This window comes from Sphingobium sp. B10D7B, assembly GCF_025961955.1.
Classification (GTDB): domain Bacteria; phylum Pseudomonadota; class Alphaproteobacteria; order Sphingomonadales; family Sphingomonadaceae; genus Sphingobium.
On sequence record NZ_JAOQOQ010000001.1, the window covers coordinates 3021596 to 3039017 of the forward strand.

The window sequence follows — 17422 nt, forward strand, 5'->3', positions numbered from 1 at the left end:
GGGGCCGGTCATGGATCGGCCGCTCTCCCCTCCCCGGCAGCTTGCCGGCCAACTCAAACCCCATCATGCCCGTGAGGCGGCTGTCGCGCCCTGGCTGATCGGCCGACTTCTCGCCGTTCTTGCGCTGCTCAGCCTGCTCGCCGCGCAGCCCGCCCTGGCCCAGTCCGTCCTGCGCGATGCCGAAACCGAAGCGCTGATGCGCGATGCCTCCATCCCGATCATCCGGGCCGCCGGGCTCGATGAGCGCAATGTGCAGATGCTGGTGATCAACGATCCCAGCCTCAACGCCTTCGTCGCGGGCGGACAGATCGTCTGGTTCCACAGCGGCCTGATCGCGGAGGCCGACGACCTCAATCAGGTGCAGGGCGTGATGGCCCACGAGCTCGGCCATATCGAGGGCGGCCACATCGTGCGCTTTGCCGATGGCGCGCGGGAAGCCACCGGCATCCAGCTCGTCTCGCTGCTGCTCGGTGCGGCGGCGATGGCAGCGGGCGGGGGCGAGGCCGGCATGGGCATCATGGCGGCCGGTCAACAGGCCGCGATGGGCCGCTTCCTCACCTTCACGCGCACGCAGGAATCGAGCGCGGACGCCGCCGGCGCGCGCTATCTCAAGGCCGCCGGCATCAGCGGCAAGGGCAGCATCGCCTTCTTCAAGAAGCTGCAGAATCTCGAATATCGGCTGTATGTGCCGCAGGACACCTATGTCCGCACCCACCCGCTCTCGCGCGACCGCATCTCGGCCCTGACGGCGCTGTATGAGAATGATCCGGCCTGGAACAAGCCAACCGACCCGGCCTTGGAAGCGCGCTTCCAGCGTGTGCGCGCCAAGCTGATCGGCTTCGTCAGCGAGCCGGAAAAGACCCTCAAGCTTTATCCGCCCTCGGACCAGAGCCTGCCCGCCCATTATGCGCGGGCCTATGCCTATCATAAGAGCGCCTTCACCGAGAAAGCGCTGGCGGAAGTCGATACCCTGCTCAAGGCCGCGCCGCACGACCCCTATTTTCTGGAGCTGCAAGGGCAGGTCATGCTCGAATCCGGCAAGCCCGCCGATGCCATCCCGCCGCTGCGCGAGGCCGTGCAGCGCACCAATGGCGAGCCGCTGATCGCCGCGATGCTCGGCCATGCCCTCGTCGCGACCGAGGATGACAGCCATCTCGATGAGGCCGAGCGCGTGCTGCGCAACACGGTTGCGCGGGATCGGCAGAATCCGTTCGCCTGGTATTCGCTCGGCGTCGTCTATCAGCGCAAGGGCGACACCGCCCGCGCCGCGCTCGCCACGGCCGAGCGCTACTCGATGGAAGGGCAGGACGCGCTCGCCCTGCGCCATGCCGATGTGGCACTGGCCGGCATCCAACCCAATTCACCCGATTATCTGCGGGCGCAGGACATTGCGATGGCCAGCCGCGCCGCCATGGAAAGGACACGAAAGAAATGACGAACAAGGCAGGCGCGGGCGCGCTGTTCCGCGCAGCCGGGGTGATCGTGTCCGCGCTGGGCACCCGCACCGGCGAGCGCAAGCGCGGGCGGATGGTGATGCCGGCTATGGCCGTTGCGCTGCTCGCCGGCGGCGCGGCGGTAACCTATGCGGCGACCAATCAAAGCCCGGCCCTGCCGACGGCGGACCGCGCCGCCATCGAATCGGTGGTGCGCGACTATATCCTCGAGCATCCCGAGATCATTCCGCAGGCGATGGAACGACTGAAGGCCAAGCAGACCGCCGGCACGGTCGATCAGAACAGGTCCGCGCTGGAAACGCCCTATCCGGGCGCATGGGAAGGCGCCGCCCAGCCCAAGGTCACCCTCGTTGCGTTCATGGACTATGCCTGCGGCTATTGCCGCGCCGCGCTGCCGCATATCGAGGAACTGGTGAAGGCCAATCCCGATCTGCGCGTCGTCTATCGCGAACTGCCGATCATTGCCGATGGTAGTGCCAATGCGGCGAAGGTCAGCCTGCTGGCCGCCAGCGAGAACAAGTTCATGGCCTTTCACAAGGCGATGTACGCTGCGGGCGGCGTCTCCTCGGATGCCATCCTCAAGGCCGCGCGCACGGCCGGGCTGGATGCCGACAAGGCGAAGGCGGCCATCGCGGCGAAGAGCGGCGATGATGAGTTCATGAGCAACATCCGCCTCGCCCAGGCCCTCGGCGCCGAGGGTACGCCTTTGTTCGTGGTGGGCGATCAGGTGTTCAACGGCCTGGTCGGCACCGAGACGCTACAGGCGGCCGTGGACAAGGCGCGCACCAAAGGCTGATTGACCGGAGACGGCCTGGTCAGCGCCGTTCAAGAGTTCCAGCCGGACATTGGAGGCCCCCTCCGCTGCCAAGAGGGGGCCTCCCTTTGCACTGGCCTCCAATGCCCGGACGGTGGGACGAGAGGCGCGCAAAGTGACGGTCAGGACTTGGTCCTGATTCCGATCAGTGCGTAGAGCGGGCAGAAGCTGACGAACGCGGTGAGCATCGGCACCAGGCCGATCCAACCCCACGGCGTTCGCGGGCCGACAAAGACGAGCGCGATCAGCCCGAGGCCAATCAGGATCCGGATGGTCCGGTCCAGTCGTCCGATGTTCGCAGCCATGGCCACAGCCCTCTCACCATTTCATCTGATGGTGATGCTAGGCGGGTGGCGGGCGCCTGACCTTGATGAAGATCAAACAGGCGCAATCTCAGTCCTTCAGGCTCAGTCCTGCAGGCGCAGCGCGTAGATTTTGGGCCAGTTCTTGCCGGTGACGTAGAGAAGCTGCGCCTTGGCATCCCACGCGATGCCGTTCAGCACGCCCTCGCCGCTCGCGCTCATATTCTTCGCCACCAGCGGCTGCAGATTGATCCAGTCGTCGATCTTGCCGGTAGCCGGATCGATGCGGGCAATGAGCGGCGAGAACCAGATGTTGGCGTAGAGAACGTCGCCGACCTGCTCCAGCTCGTTGAGAAAGCGCACGGGCTCGCCTTCCCATGTGACGGTGACGCGGCGCTGCTCCTTGTAGCTCTCGGGATCGAGAAAGCGCAGGTCCGGCGTGCCGTCGCTCATGATCAGCGCGTGGCCATCATGAGTGAGGCCCCAGCCCTCGCCGGTGTAGCGGAACGAGCCGATCGGCTTCAAATCCTTGCGGTTCCAGACGAAGCCGGTCTCGTCCTTCCAGGTGATGCTCACGATCCGGTCGCCCCAGATCGTACTGCCCTCGCCGAAGACATCGGCGCGCATGGGCCGCCGCTGCAGGATCTTGCCGTCACTCAGCCGCATGATCCGCACATCCGACTCGCCGACCTGGCCGGTGGTTTCGTAGATCAGCTCGCCATGGATGGTGAGGCCCTGGGTGAAGGCTTTGGTATCATGCGGCAGTTCGCGCACGATCTCCCATTTGATCTCCGCCTGCGCTGGCCCCGCGCTGAAGACGAGGACGAGGAGCGTGAAAAGCACCCGCTTCATTCGGCGTCTTCCGCGAGCGCATCGGCCTGCCAGACCGGCAGCGCGATCCCCTCGAGCGAATCGACCGGGCGATGATCCACCGCGAGCCCCAGGCCCGGATAGGCAATGCGCAGCCGAGCCGGGTCGGACCGGTCGAGCGGCACCACCACGAGCCGCCGGTTCACCTTGTTGCGATAGTGCATCCGCGCAGTATTCTCCTGCCCGACATAGCAACCCTTGCCATAATCGACGCCGTGCAGCTCTTCCGCGTTGCATTCCAGCCAGAGCGTCTTGTCCTCGCCCAGCTCCGCCACACCCTCGGGCACGCCCTGAGCCAGCCGATGCGCGCGATAGAAGTCCGAAGCGTCGCCCTCCCCCGCTGGGGCCAGCCACCGCCAGCCCAGCGCGGCGAGCCGGGGGTCGGCGGAGGCACCCTCGACCGGATCGGTAGACCAGTGCGCGGCAAGCCCTTCCTCGATGCCGATGGTGACGGGGCGGCGCAGCCGGTACAGCGTCAGCCTGCGGGCCAGCGCCTCGGCGCGGGATGCCTCGCAATCGATCAGCACATCCTCTCCGCCCGCCGGATTGGCCCAGAGCAGCATGTCGTAGAGCGCCTTGCCCTGCGGCGTGAGCAGCCCGGCATAACGCGGCGCGCCCGGCTGCAGGCCGAGCATATCCTGCGTGAGCAGGCCTTGCAGGAACGGCCGCGCCTCCGCCCCGCCGACATGAAGGATGGCCCGATCGCGCAGCGTGGTTGCGAGGGGCGGCGTGGCAAGGGGGGTGGTGGCGGACATGCGCTTTAGGTAGGGGGAGAGGAGCACCAAGCCAAGAGAGGTTCGCGCGATGGCCCAGACATTCGACCTGCTGCTGAAGGGCGGCACCGTCCACCTCCCGAGCGGCCCGGCACGCGTGGACGTGGGCGTCACTGCCGGCAGGATCGCGGCAATCGGCACCAGTCTTGGCGATGCGGGCGAAACGATCGACTGCGCCGGCCTCGACGTGCTGCCGGGCGTGATCGACAGCCAGGTCCATTTCCGCGAACCCGGGCTGGAGCATAAGGAAGATCTCGAATCGGGCAGCCGGGCCGCGGTGCTGGGCGGCGTGACCGCCGTGTTCGAGATGCCGAACACCAATCCCAATACGGACACCGCCGAGCGCGTGGCCGACAAGCTCAAGCGCGCCCATCACCGCATGTGGTGCGACCATGCCTTTTATGTGGGCGCGACCGGCGACAATGCCGAGCAGCTCGGCGAGCTGGAGCGCATCCCCGGCACGGCGGGGGTCAAAATCTTCATGGGCGCATCCACCGGCAGCCTGCTGGTCGCCGAGGACGAGGCGCTGGCCCGCGTGCTGGCCCATGGCCGCCGCCGAGTCGCCGTGCACTGCGAGGACGAGGCGCGGATGAACGCGCGAAAGGACGAGCGGATCGAGGGCGATCCGGCCAGCCATCCGGTCTGGCGCGACGATGAGAGTGCGATGATGGCCACCCGCCGCATCGTGAAGCTGGCGCGCGAGGCCGGTCGGCGCATCCATGTGCTGCACGTCACCACGCCCGCCGAGCTGGAGTTCCTCAGCCAGCACAAGGATGTCGCGACTTGCGAAGTGACGCCGCAGCATCTGACGCTGGCGGGCGAGGACGCCTATCCGCGCCTCGGCACCTATGCGCAGATGAACCCACCGATCCGCAGCGCCGCGCACCGTGAGGGGCTGTGGCACTGGGTCGGCCAGGGCGTGCCCGATGTGCTCGGCTCCGACCATGCGCCGCACACCAAGGAAGAGAAGGCCAAGACCTACCCCGCCAGCCCGAGCGGCATGCCCGGCGTGCAGACTTTGGTGCCGCTGCTGCTCGATCACGTCGCGAACGGCCGCCTGACGCTCCAGCGCTTTATCGATCTGACCAGCGCCGGGCCGCAGCGCATCTTCGGCCTGGTCGGCAAGGGACGCATTGCGACCGGCTATGATGCCGACTTCACCGTGGTCGACCTCAAGGCGCGCTGGACGATGCAGGCGGACTGGATGGCCTCGCGCTGCGGCTGGTCGCCGTTCGAGGGCATGAGCGTGACCGGCCGACCGATCGGCACCATCGTGCGCGGCCATCGGGTGATGTGGGACAATCAGCTCGCCAACGAGGCGGTGGGCGAACCGGTGCGCTTCGAGGCCACCGAGTTCCCCGGCCACTAAGGCAAAGGCAAAAGGGTGAAGGCGGAGCGATGGCGACAACGCGCAGCACCACGAGACGCAAGGCGCCCCGGCGCAAGGGCCTGCGCTTTCCCGGCAACCCCACCAGCCTGCCGGGCAAGTTGTTCCGCTGGCTGCTGATGCTCATCCTCGGCTTCATCGGCATCTCGTTGCTGCAGGTGCTGGTCTATAAATTCGTGCCGGTGCCGGTGACCATCACCATGCTGATGGACAAGAACGGCATCACCAAGGACTGGACGCCGCTTTCAGCCATCGATCCGGACATGCCGCGTGCCGCCATCGCCGGCGAGGATGCCAAATTCTGCCAGCATCACGGCTTCGACACCGATGCCATCCGGCAGGCGATGGAACAGAACGCACGCGGCGGGCGCATTCGCGGCGGTTCCACGATCAGCCAGCAGACCGCCAAGAATGTGTTTCTCTGGCAGGGCGGCGGCTTCTTCCGCAAAGGACTGGAAGCCTGGTACACGGTGCTGGTCGAAGCGATCTGGGGCAAGCGCCGGATCATGGAAGTCTATCTCAACGTCGCCGAGACGGGCATCGGCACCTATGGCGTGCAGGCCGGCGCAATCCGCTACTTCAACCACGGCGCCGACAAGATGAGCCGCACCGAGGCCGCCCGCATCGCGGCGGTCCTCCCCCTGCCCAAAAAGCGCGGCGCCATCGCCCCCACCGGCTTCACTCGCCGCCACGGCAACAACATCGCCCGCTGGATCGGCCACGTGAAAGCCGACGGACTGGATGCCTGCCTGGATCTGAACTGAGCGGGCAGACGCTGTTCCCGCACAAAGAGCAAATAAGCCGCGCAACAAAAAGGGCGGAGGCATCGCTGCCCCCGCCCTTTCCGATCTTTATCCCGCGCCGATCAGAAGCTGAAGCGTGCGCCCAGACGGATCGCGTACAACGACGATCCGTTTGTCGTCACCAGTTCGTCCGCCAGCACAGTGTCGCTACTCGGCTGCTCATATTTGTACTGAGCACAGCTGTTGGCGCCCACTGCCACGCAGCTCACCTTCGCAACGGTCTTGCGGAAGGGGAAGCTCGACCGAAGCTGCTGGCCCCATTTGTGGTTGAGCAGGTTCGTGAAGTTCTCGATGTCCGCGAAGAGCGCGAAGCGCGTGCCCAGAGGCAGCGGCAGTTCCTGCTCCACATGAAGGTCGATGCGCGTGAACGCCTTCGAGCGGAAGGCATTGCGCGGCGCAACCTGCCCGCGATAGCCTGCCAGCCCAGAGGACTGGATGATGCTGTCGATCCGCGTTGCCGTCGCCGCACTATCATAGATGACCTTCGGGTCGTTCACGCCGGTCGGCACGTAGAACAGATAGCGCTGTGCACTGCCGGCCGTGCCGAACACACCCGAGCGGCCGCCCGAGAGATCCTGCATCGTGTAGCTGTACCGGGCACCGGCACGGGTCGAGCCGAACAGGTCGATACGCGTCTTGTAATCCCCGAAGAACGCGCGCTCGAACGACGCATTGTAGCGGAAGGCCCAAGTCACTTCGTCGTTCGAATGGCCAGGCCCGCTCAGATTGGCGTCATAAGCCGCGGTGTTGCCGTAGATCGAGCTTGCCTGAGAGGACGTGAGCGAGGTGTCGTCACGCACGTCCTGACGGGTATAGGCACCGCCGAGCGTCAGACCCCAGTCCCAGCTCTTCTCGGCGCGCAGGACGCCGATCCAGCCGCGACCATAATCGGTGTTGGTCAGGAGCAGGTCCTGGCCGGTATCGTTCGCGTTGCCGATCTTGCTGGTGTAGCGCTGACGGCCGTCCGGCGTGAGCGAGCCTGCAACGGGGATCGACCGCAGATCGATGACCTTCACCTGCGAACGCACTTTCGAATACAGCACATCGGCGCCGAAGCGCCAGCCGTCGCCGAGCGGACCCAGATCGGCCTCATAGTCCGCCGACAAGGTCGCGCGGAATTGGTTGGGTGCCTTGAAGTTCGGATCGATCGCATTGATCGACGTGGTCGCGTTCGGGTTCGCAGACAGACCGTTGGCTGCGGCGACCACCGCAGTGTTGGCAGCAGCGGGAATGTTGGTGAACGACGGGTTGTTGAGGATGGAGGACGCATTTGCGCTGTTGGCGCCGCTCGCGGAACCGTTAAGCTGGTAAATGCCGCCGTCCGTCTGGCGCGCCGTGATCGATGTGTTGATCACGCCGGTGTTGGAGAAGGAGTTGCCGATATAAACGTCCGGCGATCCGCCACCAAAGATGCCGCCACCACCGCGAATGGTGAGGCGCGGCGTTGCCTTGTAGGTGAAGCCAAGGCGGGGCTGCAGCAGGTCGATGCCACTGATGTTGCTGTTATTCGAGAAGCCGTAGCGCGGGTAGAAGTTGGGGTTTACCGCCGCAGTGCTCTTCATCCCGAACACATCCCAGCGCAGACCGACGCCGACCGAGAGCGTCTCATTCACGCGCCAGTCGTCCTGAAGGCCGAAGGTGTACACATTGTAGGAGAAACTGGCCGCGGCATCCGCAGGATTGAGCGAGGCCGCATTGTTGTAGCTGAAGCTCTGCGCCGTGCCCGCCTGGAAGTCTGCGATCGAGTCGAAATAATAGGTGCCCGCCGAGGGGTTGACGAACATGTTGAAGGACTTGGTGTGATTCCATTCCGCAAGAGCGCGGAGGTTGTGGTCGCCCGCCTTCAGCTTGGCGGAAACGGACCCGCCCCAGCTCTTGATGTTCAGCACATTCGACTGGCTCGGGCCACCGGCACCCAGGACGAACTGCGGTGTCCCGGTGGGGCACACGATGCTGGCCGCGGTCGTGGTAGCGCCATTCGTCGTGCGATCCGAGGTCGGCGCCGCGCAGACCGACATCTGGGCGCTGCGGCCCATCAGAGGGAACTGGCCGCTGTCATAGGTCTTGTAGAGCGCGCGGGTCTCGGTGGAGAAGCTATCCGACCAGTCGGCATTCCAGGCCAGAATACCGGCCTTCAGTTCGTTCGGCTTGCGATAGGCGTTGGATTCAAGGCCCAGATCGCGGGTGCCGGTGGTCGTGCTGACGTTCAACTCATCCTTGGTATAAAGACCGGTCAGCGAGACGCGCTGCGTTTCGGAAAGGTTGGCGTCCAGCTTGCCGACGATCCGGTCGTCCTTGTCGCCATCGGTGCGGAGCAGGCCGCCGGCGTCGTAGTTGTAACGGCTCTGGGCGATGCCCACGATCTGCTGCAGGGCAGCGTTCGTCGCGCCGATGACCGGCGTGCCGGCATTGTCTTCCTGCGTACCGAAGGCCACCGGACGGGCAGCGCGCACGCGCTCGGCGGAGACCATGAAGAACAGCTTGTCCTTGATGATCGGACCCGAGAGGGTTGCACCGAAGTCCTTGCTGGTGAAATCGGGCTGCGTGATTCTCCCGGCGGTGTTGAGGATATAAGGCTTGGTGCGCTTCCCGGTCAGCTCGTCCGAGCTGAAGGTGAAGAAGGCCGTGCCATGGAATTCGTTGGTGCCCGACTTGAGGATGGCGTTCGAAACGCCGCCCTGGAAGAAGCCTTCGCGGATATCGTACGGGGCAACCTTGGTTTCGAACTGCCCGATGGAATCGAGCGGAACCGGGCCACGACGTGACGGCAGCGCGTCCGGGTTGAGGCCGAAGCTGTCGGTGACCGGAACGCCGTCCACGGTGAAGCGGTTGAAGCGGGGATTCTGTCCGGCGAACGAAACCTGGCGGCCCGTCGTCTGGCTGGTGTCGAGCGTCGCAAACGGGTCGCGCGCGGCAATGTCGCGGATATCGCGATTGACCGAAGCGATCTTGCCGATCTGCTCAGCGGTCATGACCATGGCGGGGCCCTGCGATACGTTGCCAGCGCCGCGGATGGCCGATGCCGTCACGACGATGGCGTCGCCCGAGGCCATCTCAATCGGCAGCGTGAAGGACTGGCCAACGACCGTGTACACGTCCGTCACGCGGACATCTTCGAAGCCGGATGCGGCGACCTCAACCGTGTAAGGCCCACCAATCCGCAGGCCGCTGGTCGAGAAGCTGCCGTCGGCGCCCGTCGTGGTGCGCGAGACGGTGCCCGAGGGGACGTGCGTCACGGTGACGGCGGCGCCGGCGACCGGCGCGCCTTCTGCCGTGACAGTGCCGCGCACGGACGAGGTGGTTTCCTGCGCATGGGCAGGGCTGAGCGCCACGCAGGTGGCGATGCTCGCGGCCGAGGCAGCGAGGAAGAAGCGGAAGTTGCGCATCGAAGATCCCCTTTAGATCATCACGAAAACTGGTCTTGAGCCGTCCTGATCACGGCTGCCTTCACCCCTCTGGGCTCGGACACATCCTCTCGCCTGGTCTGCGATCCTTATGTCATCGCCCGTGTCTGGCGGACGTGACTCAATTATGACGATGGCGGGTTCATACTGGCGACCGGCCCACTCTCGCCATTGCGAAATGAGCGGTATGTACCCGAAATAAGGAGCAAAATTCCGCAAACCGCTCATTATGCGGCGATAAAATCGCGCGATATCAATGGCATATTGTGCAGTGCGGCATCCATGCAACGCTCGCGCAGAATCTTGCCATAAGATGAACGGATCGGCGGGCCAATCGGTCGTCCGGGCTGCCGGCGAGGTTCAGTCTCGCGAGACGGCCTGCCATGATAGAAGCGGACGCCACCAGGGCAGGATGAAAAGCACAAGCAGCAGCCAGATCAGGCCGACCGCCCAGCCGCCCGCCACATCGCTCGGCCAATGCACGCCGAGCCACACCCGGCTGGCCCCGGTGGCGAGAATCATCGCCGCGCAGATCCCTGTCACCACCCGGCTCCGCGCCAGCAGCGCGATGGCGCCATAGAGCGCCATGGCGCCGGCGGCGTGCCCGCTGGGAAAGCTGGTGCCCACAGTCTCGACGAGGCTGGGGAGCATATCGGGGGAGAGCATCATCGGGCGCGGCGCATTGAAGCCGAGCTTCACCACCCCGATGACGAGCGCGGTCCCCACGCCCGCGACCAGCAGCGGGATCAGGCGTTCGGGATGCCCCAGCTTGATGAAGACCAGCCCCACCGCCAGCACGATCAACGTGCGACCGCCGACCGCGCCCAGCCGGTCGAGCGCCACCGCGCCATGCGTCACAAGCCCCGCACCGCGCACGCCGTGCAGCTTGCCCGCCAGCCCCATCAGCCGCTCATCGATAGGCGCGAACAGGCCGGTGGGCTGGAGGAAGCCGATGGCCGCGACCAGCAACGCCAGGCCGAGCGCAAAACTGAGCGCGACGCCCGGAGTTGGCAGTTGCCGCATCCGCCGTTGGATCAGATGTGCAGCGCCCGCCCATAAGCGGCCAGCACGCTCTCGTGCATGGATTCGCTGATGGTCGGGTGCGGGAAGACCGTCTGCATGAAGTCCTGCTCCACCAGCTCGGCCGTCTTGCCGATGGTGTAACCCTGGATCATCTCGGTCACCTCGGCGCCGACCATATGCGCGCCGAGCAGCTCGCCAGTCTTGGCGTCGAACACCGTCTTCACGAAGCCTTCCGCCTCGCCGAGCGCGATCGCCTTGCCATTGCCGATGAACGGGAAGGTGCCGACCTTGACGGTGTAGCCCGCGTCCTTCGCCTTCGCCTCGGTCAGGCCCACGGAGGCGACCTGCGGCTGGCAGTAGGTGCACCCCGGAATGTTGAGCGGGTCCATCTCATGCGGGTGGACATCCTTATTGCCCAGCGCCTGCGCAATCGCCTCGGCGGCGGTCACGCCCTCATGGCTGGCCTTGTGGGCGAGCCATGGCGGCGCGGTGACATCGCCGATCGCCCAGATGCCATCGACGCCGGTGCGGCACAGGCCGTCGGTCTTGATGTGGCCGCGCTCCAGCGTGACGCCCAGCGCCTCCAGCCCGATATTCTCGGTATTGGGGACAATGCCGATGGCGACGATGCAGTGGCTGAACTCGCTGGTTTCGCTCTTGCCATCCTTGCCCTTGATGGCGGCGGTGACGCCCTTGTCGCTGGCCTTGAGGCTCTCCAGCGAAGCGCCGGTGATGATCTTCATGCCACGCTTCACCAGCTGCTTTTCGAGAAACGCAGAGACGTCCTTGTCCTCGACCGGCACGATGCGATCCATCATCTCGACCACGGTCACGTCAGCGCCCATGTCGTTATAGAAGCTCGCGAACTCGATGCCGATGGCGCCCGAGCCGATGACCAGCAGCTTGCCTGGCATTTCCGGCGGGGTCATCGCGGTGCGATACGTCCAGATGCGCTTGCCGTCGGCTGGCGCGAAGGGAAGGTCGCGTGCCCGCGCACCGGTCGCCACGATGATGTGCTTGGCCGCCAGATCGGTCTTCTTGCCGTCCTTGTCCGTGACCGAGAGCTTGCCCTTGCCGGTGATCGTACCCGTGCCCATGTGCACGGCGACCTTGTTCTTCTTCATCAGGTGCGTGACGCCGGCATTCAGCTGCTTGGCAACACCGCGCGAGCGCTTCACCACCGCCTCAATGTCCGCGCTGATCTTCTCGGCGGCCAGGCCATAATCCTTGGCGTGGCTCATATAATGGAAGATCTCGGCCGAGCGCAGCAGCGCCTTGGTCGGGATGCAGCCCCAGTTAAGGCAGATACCGCCGAGCAGCTCGCGCTCCACAATGGCCGTCTTGAGGCCAAGCTGGCTCGCGCGGATCGCCGCGACATAGCCGCCGGGGCCGGAACCGAGAACGATGACGTCATAGGATTCAGACACGAAATGCTCCATCCATGATGCCCTCTCCCCTTGAGGGAGAGGGGTCTAAAATGACCGACTGCGCCTTCATTGCGCGTTCGCCAGGGGCGGCACCCTGCGGGGGCGGCGCACTTCGTCGATGGCGACGAAGATGAACCGGGCCTGCGTGACCTTGTAGGTTTCCTCGCTGTGCCGCGCGCGGCGCCAGGCCTCGACCTCAATGGTCATCGACGTGCTGCCCACCTTCACGAGCGTCGCGAAGACGGAGACCTCGTCCCCCACCAGCACCGGGCGGTGGAACTGCATGCCTTCCACGGCGATGGTGACAGCCCGGCCCTTGCTGTGCCGCGAGGCGACAAGCGCCGCCGCCATATCCATCTGGCCCATCAGCCAGCCACCGAAAATGTCCCCATAGGGATTGGCATCCGCCGGCATCGCGGTGATCCGCGTCGCGGGCGCACCTTCCGGCAGGACATCCTCGTCAGCGGCCATGTGTGCGCTTACGCCACCAGACCCAGCGGCGCCTCTACCAGTTCCTTGAACACCTTCATCAGCTCCGCACCGTCGGCGCCATCGATGGCGCGATGATCGAAGCTGCCGGTGGCGGACATGACGGTCGCGATGCCGAGCGCGTCGTCGATCACATAAGGCCGCTTCTCGCCTGCGCCGATCGCCATGATCATCGCCTGCGGCGGATTGATCACTGCCTCGAACTGCTTGATGCCCATCATGCCCATGTTGGAGAGGCTGGCCGTGCCGCCGGTGAACTCTTCCGGCTTGAGCTTGCCTTCCTTGGCGCGGCTGGCGAGGTCCTTCATCGCGGTCGAGATGGCGGAGACGGACTTGGCGCCGGCATCGGTGATGATCGGCGTGATCAGTCCGCCCTCGATGGACACCGCCACCGAGATGTCGGCCCGGCTGAACTTGAGCAACTGGTCGCCGGCGAACTGCACATTGCATTTGGGCACGGCGATCAGCGCCTTGGCCAGCGCCTTGATGAGCAGATCGTTGACCGAGAGCTTCACGCCCTGCGATTCGAGCGCCTTGTTCAGCTCGCCGCGCAGCTTGAGCAGCGCATCGAGGCGCACATCCACGGTGAGGTAGATGTGCGGCACCTGCTGCTTCGATTCGGTCAGGCGGCGCGCAATGGTCTTGCGCATGTTCGAGAGCTTCTCGACCTCGTGCGGAATGCCGAAATCCTGCGCGGTCGCGGCCACAGGCGCGGCCGGAGCCGACGCTGCGGGCGCCGCTGAGGGGCTCGCGGCGGGCTTTGGCGCGGTGCTGCCGGGCTTCACGCCCTCCAGATCGGCCTTCACGATACGGCCATTGGGACCAGTACCGGAAACCGCGGCCAGATCGATGCCGCTGTTCGTGGCGATGCGGCGGGCAAGCGGGCTCGCCTTGACGCGATCTCCAGAGGAGGCAGCGGCCGGCGCAGCGGTCGATTTCGCGACTTCCGGCTCCGGCTTGGGGGCGCTGGCGGCTTCCGGCTTCTTCTCCGGAGCGGCGTCGGCCTTGGTTGCGGGCTTGGCTGCAGCGGGGGCATCGCCGCTCGGCACCTCCTCGCCTTCCTCGACCAGCACCGCGATGACGGTGCCGACCTTCACATTGTCGGTGCCTTCGGCGACGAGGATCTTGCCGACGACCCCTTCGTCCACGGCTTCAAATTCCATGGTGGCCTTGTCGGTCTCGATTTCGGCGAGCAGATCGCCGGACGAGACGGTGTCGCCTTCCTTCACGAGCCATTTCGAAAGCGTGCCTTCCTCCATGGTCGGCGAGAGGGCGGGCATCTGGATATTGATCGCCATGGGGGCCAGGCTTTCCTGTTTTTCGGGTTGGACAATCACCGGCCACCTTCACGCTTTGCCCGTCGGGGTCAAGGCCATCCCTTGCATCCAGACCGAATTTCCCGCACCTACCGAGCCGGTTTCTTCGGGGGAGCAGGCGATGATGCGGACTTATCTCGTCGTGGTGGACGAAAGCAGCGAGGCGGAATCGGCCCTGCTGTTCGCCGCGCGCCGCGCTGCCAAGACGGGCGGCGGCGTGCATATGCTGGCACTCGTGCCCAAGACCGAGTTCGTCCAATGGGGCGCCGTGCAGGCGACGATGGAGGAAGAAGCGCGCGCCCGCGCCGAGGCGCTCGCGGCCAGCGCCGCCGGCACGCTGATGGCAGAAGCCGGCATCCAGCCCGCGATCACGGTCAAGGTCGGCGATCCCGTGGCATCGGTGAAGGAGATGCTGGCCTCGGGCGAAACGGTCGCCGCGCTCGTGCTGGGCGCGGCACCCAAGGGCGCGCCCGGCCCGCTGGTGGCGCACTTCGCCGGCAATGACGCCGGCACACTGCCCTGCCCGGTGATGATCATCCCCGGATCGCTGAGCCGCGAGGATATCGAGCGGCTGAGCTGAGGGTCTGCTGCCTCCAAGTCAAATCAAAGCCGTGCTCCTGCGAAGGCAGGAGCCTAGGGCGGCGAGGTTCGTCGGTTGAGCCCTGGGCTCCTGCCTTCGCAGGAGCACTGGAACGTCTCAAGACCAGCCCTACCGCAACGAAAAAGGGGCCGACTTTCGCCAGCCCCTCCTTCAAAATCCGATTGCGACGGGTTCAGCCCGGCTGGTTGGCCCGTTCGGCGCCATTGCCGTCCAGATTCTCCGCGACGAACGCCCAGTTGACGTGCTTCTTGAGGATCGTGTCCGCGAAGTTGGGGCGCGCGTTGCGATAATCGATGTAGTAAGCGTGCTCCCACACATCGAGAATGAACAGCGGCGTATCGCCATGCGCCACCGGGCAATCGGCGTCGTGATAGCTGGTCACTTCCAGCTTACCATCCTTGAGGATGAGGGCGGCCCAGCCGCTGGCGAAGTGGCCGACGGCTTCCGCCTTCAGCTTCTCGATCAGCGCGTCGGTCGAGCCGAAGCCTTCGTTGATGAGATCGGCCAGCTTGCCGCTCGGCGCCTGCGTCTCGGGCGAGAGGCACTGCCAGAAGAAGCTGTGGTTCCAGATCTGGCCGACCTGGTTGAACAGCCCGCCCTTGGAGGACTTGATCAGCTCCACGAGCGACTTGCCCTGCAGGGCCGGATCGGCGGCGACCAGCTCATTGGCCTTCGTCACATAGGCATTGTGGTGCTTGCCGTGATGATAGTCGAAGGTCTCGGCCGACATGTCATCGCCAAAGGCGGTCTTGGCATAGGGAAGGTCGGGCAGTGTGAATGCCATGGCGCTAATCTCCTCTTGGTGCATTAAAGTCGTTCTGCAGGCGAAACGCGCAGGCGCGCGATTCGTGTCGGTTGCCCGCAGCAGATGGCGCGTAGACCGGCAGCTTTCCAGTCATCTCTCCCGATCAGCGCCAAATATAATTTCGATATGACAGCGGCGCGACTTTGGCATAGCCTGTGCGATGGCCGATAACCGGCTTTAGGGGAGGGTGCGGTCAAAGCACCCGGCAAACGACTGGGGGAGCATCATGACGAAACTGTTCGGCAATCTGCATCTCGTCCTGCTGATCGGGGTTATTCTGACCCTGGCTGTCATTTACGGCATTGGCCCGAATGGCGAATCCGTCTCCGCCGCCTTGCGCTGGCTGCACACCTTCTTCGGCATTTTGTGGATCGGCCTGCTCTATTACTTCAACTTCGTGCAGATCCCGACCATGCCCAAGGTGCCGGCCGAACTGAAACCGGGTGTCTCCAAGTTCATCGCGCCCTCCGCGCTGTTCTTCTTTCGCTGGGCCGCGGCGCTGACCGTGCTGACCGGTTTGCTGGTGGCGTGGCGCACAGGCTATCTGCACGAGGCGTTCGCGTTCAAGGCGCCCTATCAACTGATCGGCCTTGGCATGTGGCTCGCCCTGATCATGGCGATCAATGTGTGGTTCGTGATCTGGCCGGCGCAGAAGAAGGCGCTGGGACTGGTGGCCGCCGATGATGCGACCAAGGCCAGCGCCGCCACCCGCGCGATGATCTTCAGCCGTACCAACACGCTGCTGTCGATCCCGATGCTCTACTGCATGGTCAACTTCAACGGCGGCTGACCGACCGGCGCCCTGCGCGAGGCGGCAAGCGCCTCAAAGCAGGGCGTGTTTCTTCAGGCAGTGCCGCAACTGGTCGTAGGAGAGCCCGATCGCCTTGGCCGTGGCGCGCTGGTTGAAGCGGTGGCGCTGGAGGGCATGGCGCAGGATCGCGGCCTCATGCGCGTCGACAGCGCCGCGAAAGTCGGCGACATCGTCCAGCGCGATCAGCAATCGCCCGTCTTCGGCCGCGCCCTCCTCGGAAGGACCGGCAACAGGCGCCGCGCTGGCGGCAGCGGGCTTGCCCGGCATCGGCTGCGGCTTCCATGGCGAAGCAAAGGGATCGAGCTGGATCTCGTCGATCGGCCGATCCGGATCGGGCCAGCGATACACGGCGCGCTCGACAACATTGCGCAGCTCGCGCACATTGCCGGGCCAGCGATAGGCGTTGAGCGCCGTCATCATCCGCTTGGAAAAGCCCGGCCATGACGACCAGCCGCATTCCGATGCCATCTTGCGCCCGAAATGCTCGACCAGAACGTCGACATCGCCCTCGCGCCCGCGCAGAGGCGGCAGGGTAATCACTTCGAAGCTCAGCCGGTCGAGCAGGTCGGCGCGGAACCGCCCGGCTTCCACGGCATCGGGCAGATGCTCGTTGGTCGCCCCGACGATCCGCACATCGACATTGAGCGGCCGCGAACTGCCGATGCGCGTCACCTCGCCATATTCCACGGCGCGCAGCAGCCGCTCCTGCGCTGCCATGGAGAGCGTGCCCAGTTCATCGAGGAACAATGTGCCGCCATCGGCCTCCTCGAAGCGACCGGCCCGCGCCCGCGTCGCGCCGGTGAAGGCGCCGGCCTCATGGCCGAACAGCTCGGCCTCGATCAGCGTCTCGGGCAAGGCGGCGCAGTTCATGATGATGAGCGGCCCATCCCAGCGCTGGGAAAGGCGATGGATGCGCTCGGCGATCAGCTCCTTGCCAGTACCCCGCTCGCCGATGACCAGCACCGGGCGGTTGAGATCGGCCGCGCGGCCGGCCTGCTCGACCGCATCCAGAAAGGCGAGGGATTCCCCGACAAAATGCGTCGTCTTTTCCATTCCCAACTTTTAGGGATATTTCCCAACTCATTGCAACAAACAATGCTTCGCGCGCACCTCGATCAAGAAGAAATTGGCGAAAATCCGGGC

At 65.2% G+C, this 17422-nt stretch carries 16 protein-coding genes; 6 read left to right on the top strand and 10 right to left on the bottom strand.

The genetic code is table 11. The features are described 5' to 3' along the window. Nucleotides 1-10: 10 nt before the first annotated feature. Nucleotides 11-1435, top strand: a complete 1425-nt coding sequence (locus tag M2331_RS14030; RefSeq protein WP_181560846.1) for a M48 family metalloprotease — start codon at nucleotides 11-13, stop codon at nucleotides 1433-1435. Nucleotides 1436-1527: 92 nt separating this feature from the next. Then, nucleotides 1528-2250 carry a DsbA family protein gene (locus tag M2331_RS14035; protein WP_413716085.1) on the top strand — a complete coding sequence of 241 codons (723 nt, stop codon included), beginning with the start codon at nucleotides 1528-1530 and terminating at the stop codon, nucleotides 2248-2250. 140 nt (nucleotides 2251-2390) lie between these two features. On the opposite strand, the gene M2331_RS14040 is transcribed toward M2331_RS14035, so the two are convergent. The 3 genes from M2331_RS14040 to M2331_RS14050 all read right to left on the bottom strand — a co-directional run bounded on the left by M2331_RS14040 (nucleotide 2391) and on the right by M2331_RS14050 (nucleotide 4195). Then, entirely contained in the window at nucleotides 2391-2573 is a 183-nt protein-coding gene (locus M2331_RS14040; RefSeq protein ID WP_181560848.1) for a DUF2892 domain-containing protein, read from the bottom strand. Between the two features lie 102 nt (nucleotides 2574-2675). Next, nucleotides 2676-3422 carry a glutaminyl-peptide cyclotransferase gene (locus M2331_RS14045; protein WP_181560849.1) on the bottom strand — a complete coding sequence of 249 codons (747 nt, stop codon included), beginning with the start codon at nucleotides 3420-3422 and terminating at the stop codon, nucleotides 2676-2678. After that, entirely contained in the window at nucleotides 3419-4195 is a 777-nt protein-coding gene (locus tag M2331_RS14050; protein ID WP_181560850.1) for a YgfZ/GcvT domain-containing protein, read from the bottom strand. Before M2331_RS14050 ends, M2331_RS14045 begins: the two co-directional genes overlap by 4 nt. A 49-nt stretch (nucleotides 4196-4244) precedes the next feature. On the opposite strand from M2331_RS14050, the gene M2331_RS14055 reads away from it, so the two are divergent. Together M2331_RS14055 and mtgA are read left to right on the top strand one after the other, a co-directional pair. Then, nucleotides 4245-5582 carry a dihydroorotase gene (locus M2331_RS14055; RefSeq protein ID WP_181560851.1) on the top strand — a complete coding sequence of 446 codons (1338 nt, stop codon included), beginning with the start codon at nucleotides 4245-4247 and terminating at the stop codon, nucleotides 5580-5582. 29 nt (nucleotides 5583-5611) lie between these two features. Beyond that, entirely contained in the window at nucleotides 5612-6364 is a 753-nt protein-coding gene (gene mtgA / locus M2331_RS14060; RefSeq protein WP_181560852.1) for a monofunctional biosynthetic peptidoglycan transglycosylase, read from the top strand. 101 nt (nucleotides 6365-6465) lie between these two features. Here mtgA and M2331_RS14065 read toward each other — a convergent pair whose 3' ends face one another. The 5 genes from M2331_RS14065 to M2331_RS14085 form a co-directional block, all read right to left on the bottom strand. After that, nucleotides 6466-9789: a TonB-dependent receptor gene (locus M2331_RS14065; RefSeq protein WP_181560853.1), complete on the bottom strand. Its 3324-nt coding sequence runs from the start codon at nucleotides 9787-9789 to the stop codon at nucleotides 6466-6468. A 378-nt stretch (nucleotides 9790-10167) separates the two neighbouring features. Beyond that, nucleotides 10168-10830 carry a phosphatase PAP2 family protein gene (locus M2331_RS14070; protein ID WP_220128574.1) on the bottom strand — a complete coding sequence of 221 codons (663 nt, stop codon included), beginning with the start codon at nucleotides 10828-10830 and terminating at the stop codon, nucleotides 10168-10170. Nucleotides 10831-10841: 11 nt separating this feature from the next. Then, on the bottom strand, nucleotides 10842-12257 hold the full coding sequence (gene lpdA / locus M2331_RS14075) for a dihydrolipoyl dehydrogenase (protein WP_181560854.1): 1416 nt from the start codon (nucleotides 12255-12257) through the stop codon (nucleotides 10842-10844). A 66-nt stretch (nucleotides 12258-12323) separates the two neighbouring features. After that, entirely contained in the window at nucleotides 12324-12728 is a 405-nt protein-coding gene (locus M2331_RS14080; protein WP_181560855.1) for an acyl-CoA thioesterase, read from the bottom strand. A gap of 8 nt (nucleotides 12729-12736) precedes the next feature. Further along, nucleotides 12737-14044: a pyruvate dehydrogenase complex dihydrolipoamide acetyltransferase gene (locus M2331_RS14085; protein ID WP_181560856.1), complete on the bottom strand. Its 1308-nt coding sequence runs from the start codon at nucleotides 14042-14044 to the stop codon at nucleotides 12737-12739. Nucleotides 14045-14186: 142 nt separating this feature from the next. On the opposite strand from M2331_RS14085, the gene M2331_RS14090 reads away from it, so the two are divergent. Then, nucleotides 14187-14642 carry a universal stress protein gene (locus M2331_RS14090; RefSeq protein WP_181561548.1) on the top strand — a complete coding sequence of 152 codons (456 nt, stop codon included), beginning with the start codon at nucleotides 14187-14189 and terminating at the stop codon, nucleotides 14640-14642. Nucleotides 14643-14835: 193 nt separating this feature from the next. On the opposite strand, the gene M2331_RS14095 is transcribed toward M2331_RS14090, so the two are convergent. Next, on the bottom strand, nucleotides 14836-15447 hold the full coding sequence (locus M2331_RS14095; protein ID WP_181560857.1) for a superoxide dismutase: 612 nt from the start codon (nucleotides 15445-15447) through the stop codon (nucleotides 14836-14838). 247 nt (nucleotides 15448-15694) lie between these two features. On the opposite strand from M2331_RS14095, the gene M2331_RS14100 reads away from it, so the two are divergent. Further along, the gene (locus M2331_RS14100) at nucleotides 15695-16258 is read left to right on the top strand and encodes a urate hydroxylase PuuD (protein WP_181560858.1); all 564 of its coding nucleotides are present in this window, start codon (nucleotides 15695-15697) and stop codon (nucleotides 16256-16258) included. Nucleotides 16259-16291: 33 nt separating this feature from the next. Here the strand turns inward: M2331_RS14100 and pspF are convergent, their stop codons facing one another. After that, on the bottom strand, nucleotides 16292-17332 hold the full coding sequence (pspF, locus tag M2331_RS14105) for a phage shock protein operon transcriptional activator (RefSeq protein WP_181560859.1): 1041 nt from the start codon (nucleotides 17330-17332) through the stop codon (nucleotides 16292-16294). Between the last annotated feature and the right edge of the window lie 90 nt (nucleotides 17333-17422).

Coding starts and splice junctions, on each gene's coding strand:
- M2331_RS14030 (WP_181560846.1), top strand. CDS start 11: ATGGATCGGCCGCTCTCCCCTCCCCGGCAGCTTGCCGGCCAACTCAAA.
- M2331_RS14035 (WP_413716085.1), top strand. CDS start 1,528: ATGGTGATGCCGGCTATGGCCGTTGCGCTGCTCGCCGGCGGCGCGGCG.
- M2331_RS14040 (WP_181560848.1), bottom strand. CDS start 2,573: ATGGCTGCGAACATCGGACGACTGGACCGGACCATCCGGATCCTGATT.
- M2331_RS14045 (WP_181560849.1), bottom strand. CDS start 3,422: ATGAAGCGGGTGCTTTTCACGCTCCTCGTCCTCGTCTTCAGCGCGGGG.
- M2331_RS14050 (WP_181560850.1), bottom strand. CDS start 4,195: ATGTCCGCCACCACCCCCCTTGCCACGCCGCCCCTCGCAACCACGCTG.
- M2331_RS14055 (WP_181560851.1), top strand. CDS start 4,245: ATGGCCCAGACATTCGACCTGCTGCTGAAGGGCGGCACCGTCCACCTC.
- mtgA (WP_181560852.1), top strand. CDS start 5,612: ATGGCGACAACGCGCAGCACCACGAGACGCAAGGCGCCCCGGCGCAAG.
- M2331_RS14065 (WP_181560853.1), bottom strand. CDS start 9,789: ATGCGCAACTTCCGCTTCTTCCTCGCTGCCTCGGCCGCGAGCATCGCC.
- M2331_RS14070 (WP_220128574.1), bottom strand. CDS start 10,830: ATGCGGCAACTGCCAACTCCGGGCGTCGCGCTCAGTTTTGCGCTCGGC.
- M2331_RS14080 (WP_181560855.1), bottom strand. CDS start 12,728: ATGGCCGCTGACGAGGATGTCCTGCCGGAAGGTGCGCCCGCGACGCGG.
- M2331_RS14085 (WP_181560856.1), bottom strand. CDS start 14,044: ATGGCGATCAATATCCAGATGCCCGCCCTCTCGCCGACCATGGAGGAA.
- M2331_RS14090 (WP_181561548.1), top strand. CDS start 14,187: ATGCGGACTTATCTCGTCGTGGTGGACGAAAGCAGCGAGGCGGAATCG.
- M2331_RS14095 (WP_181560857.1), bottom strand. CDS start 15,447: ATGGCATTCACACTGCCCGACCTTCCCTATGCCAAGACCGCCTTTGGC.
- M2331_RS14100 (WP_181560858.1), top strand. CDS start 15,695: ATGACGAAACTGTTCGGCAATCTGCATCTCGTCCTGCTGATCGGGGTT.
- pspF (WP_181560859.1), bottom strand. CDS start 17,332: ATGGAAAAGACGACGCATTTTGTCGGGGAATCCCTCGCCTTTCTGGAT.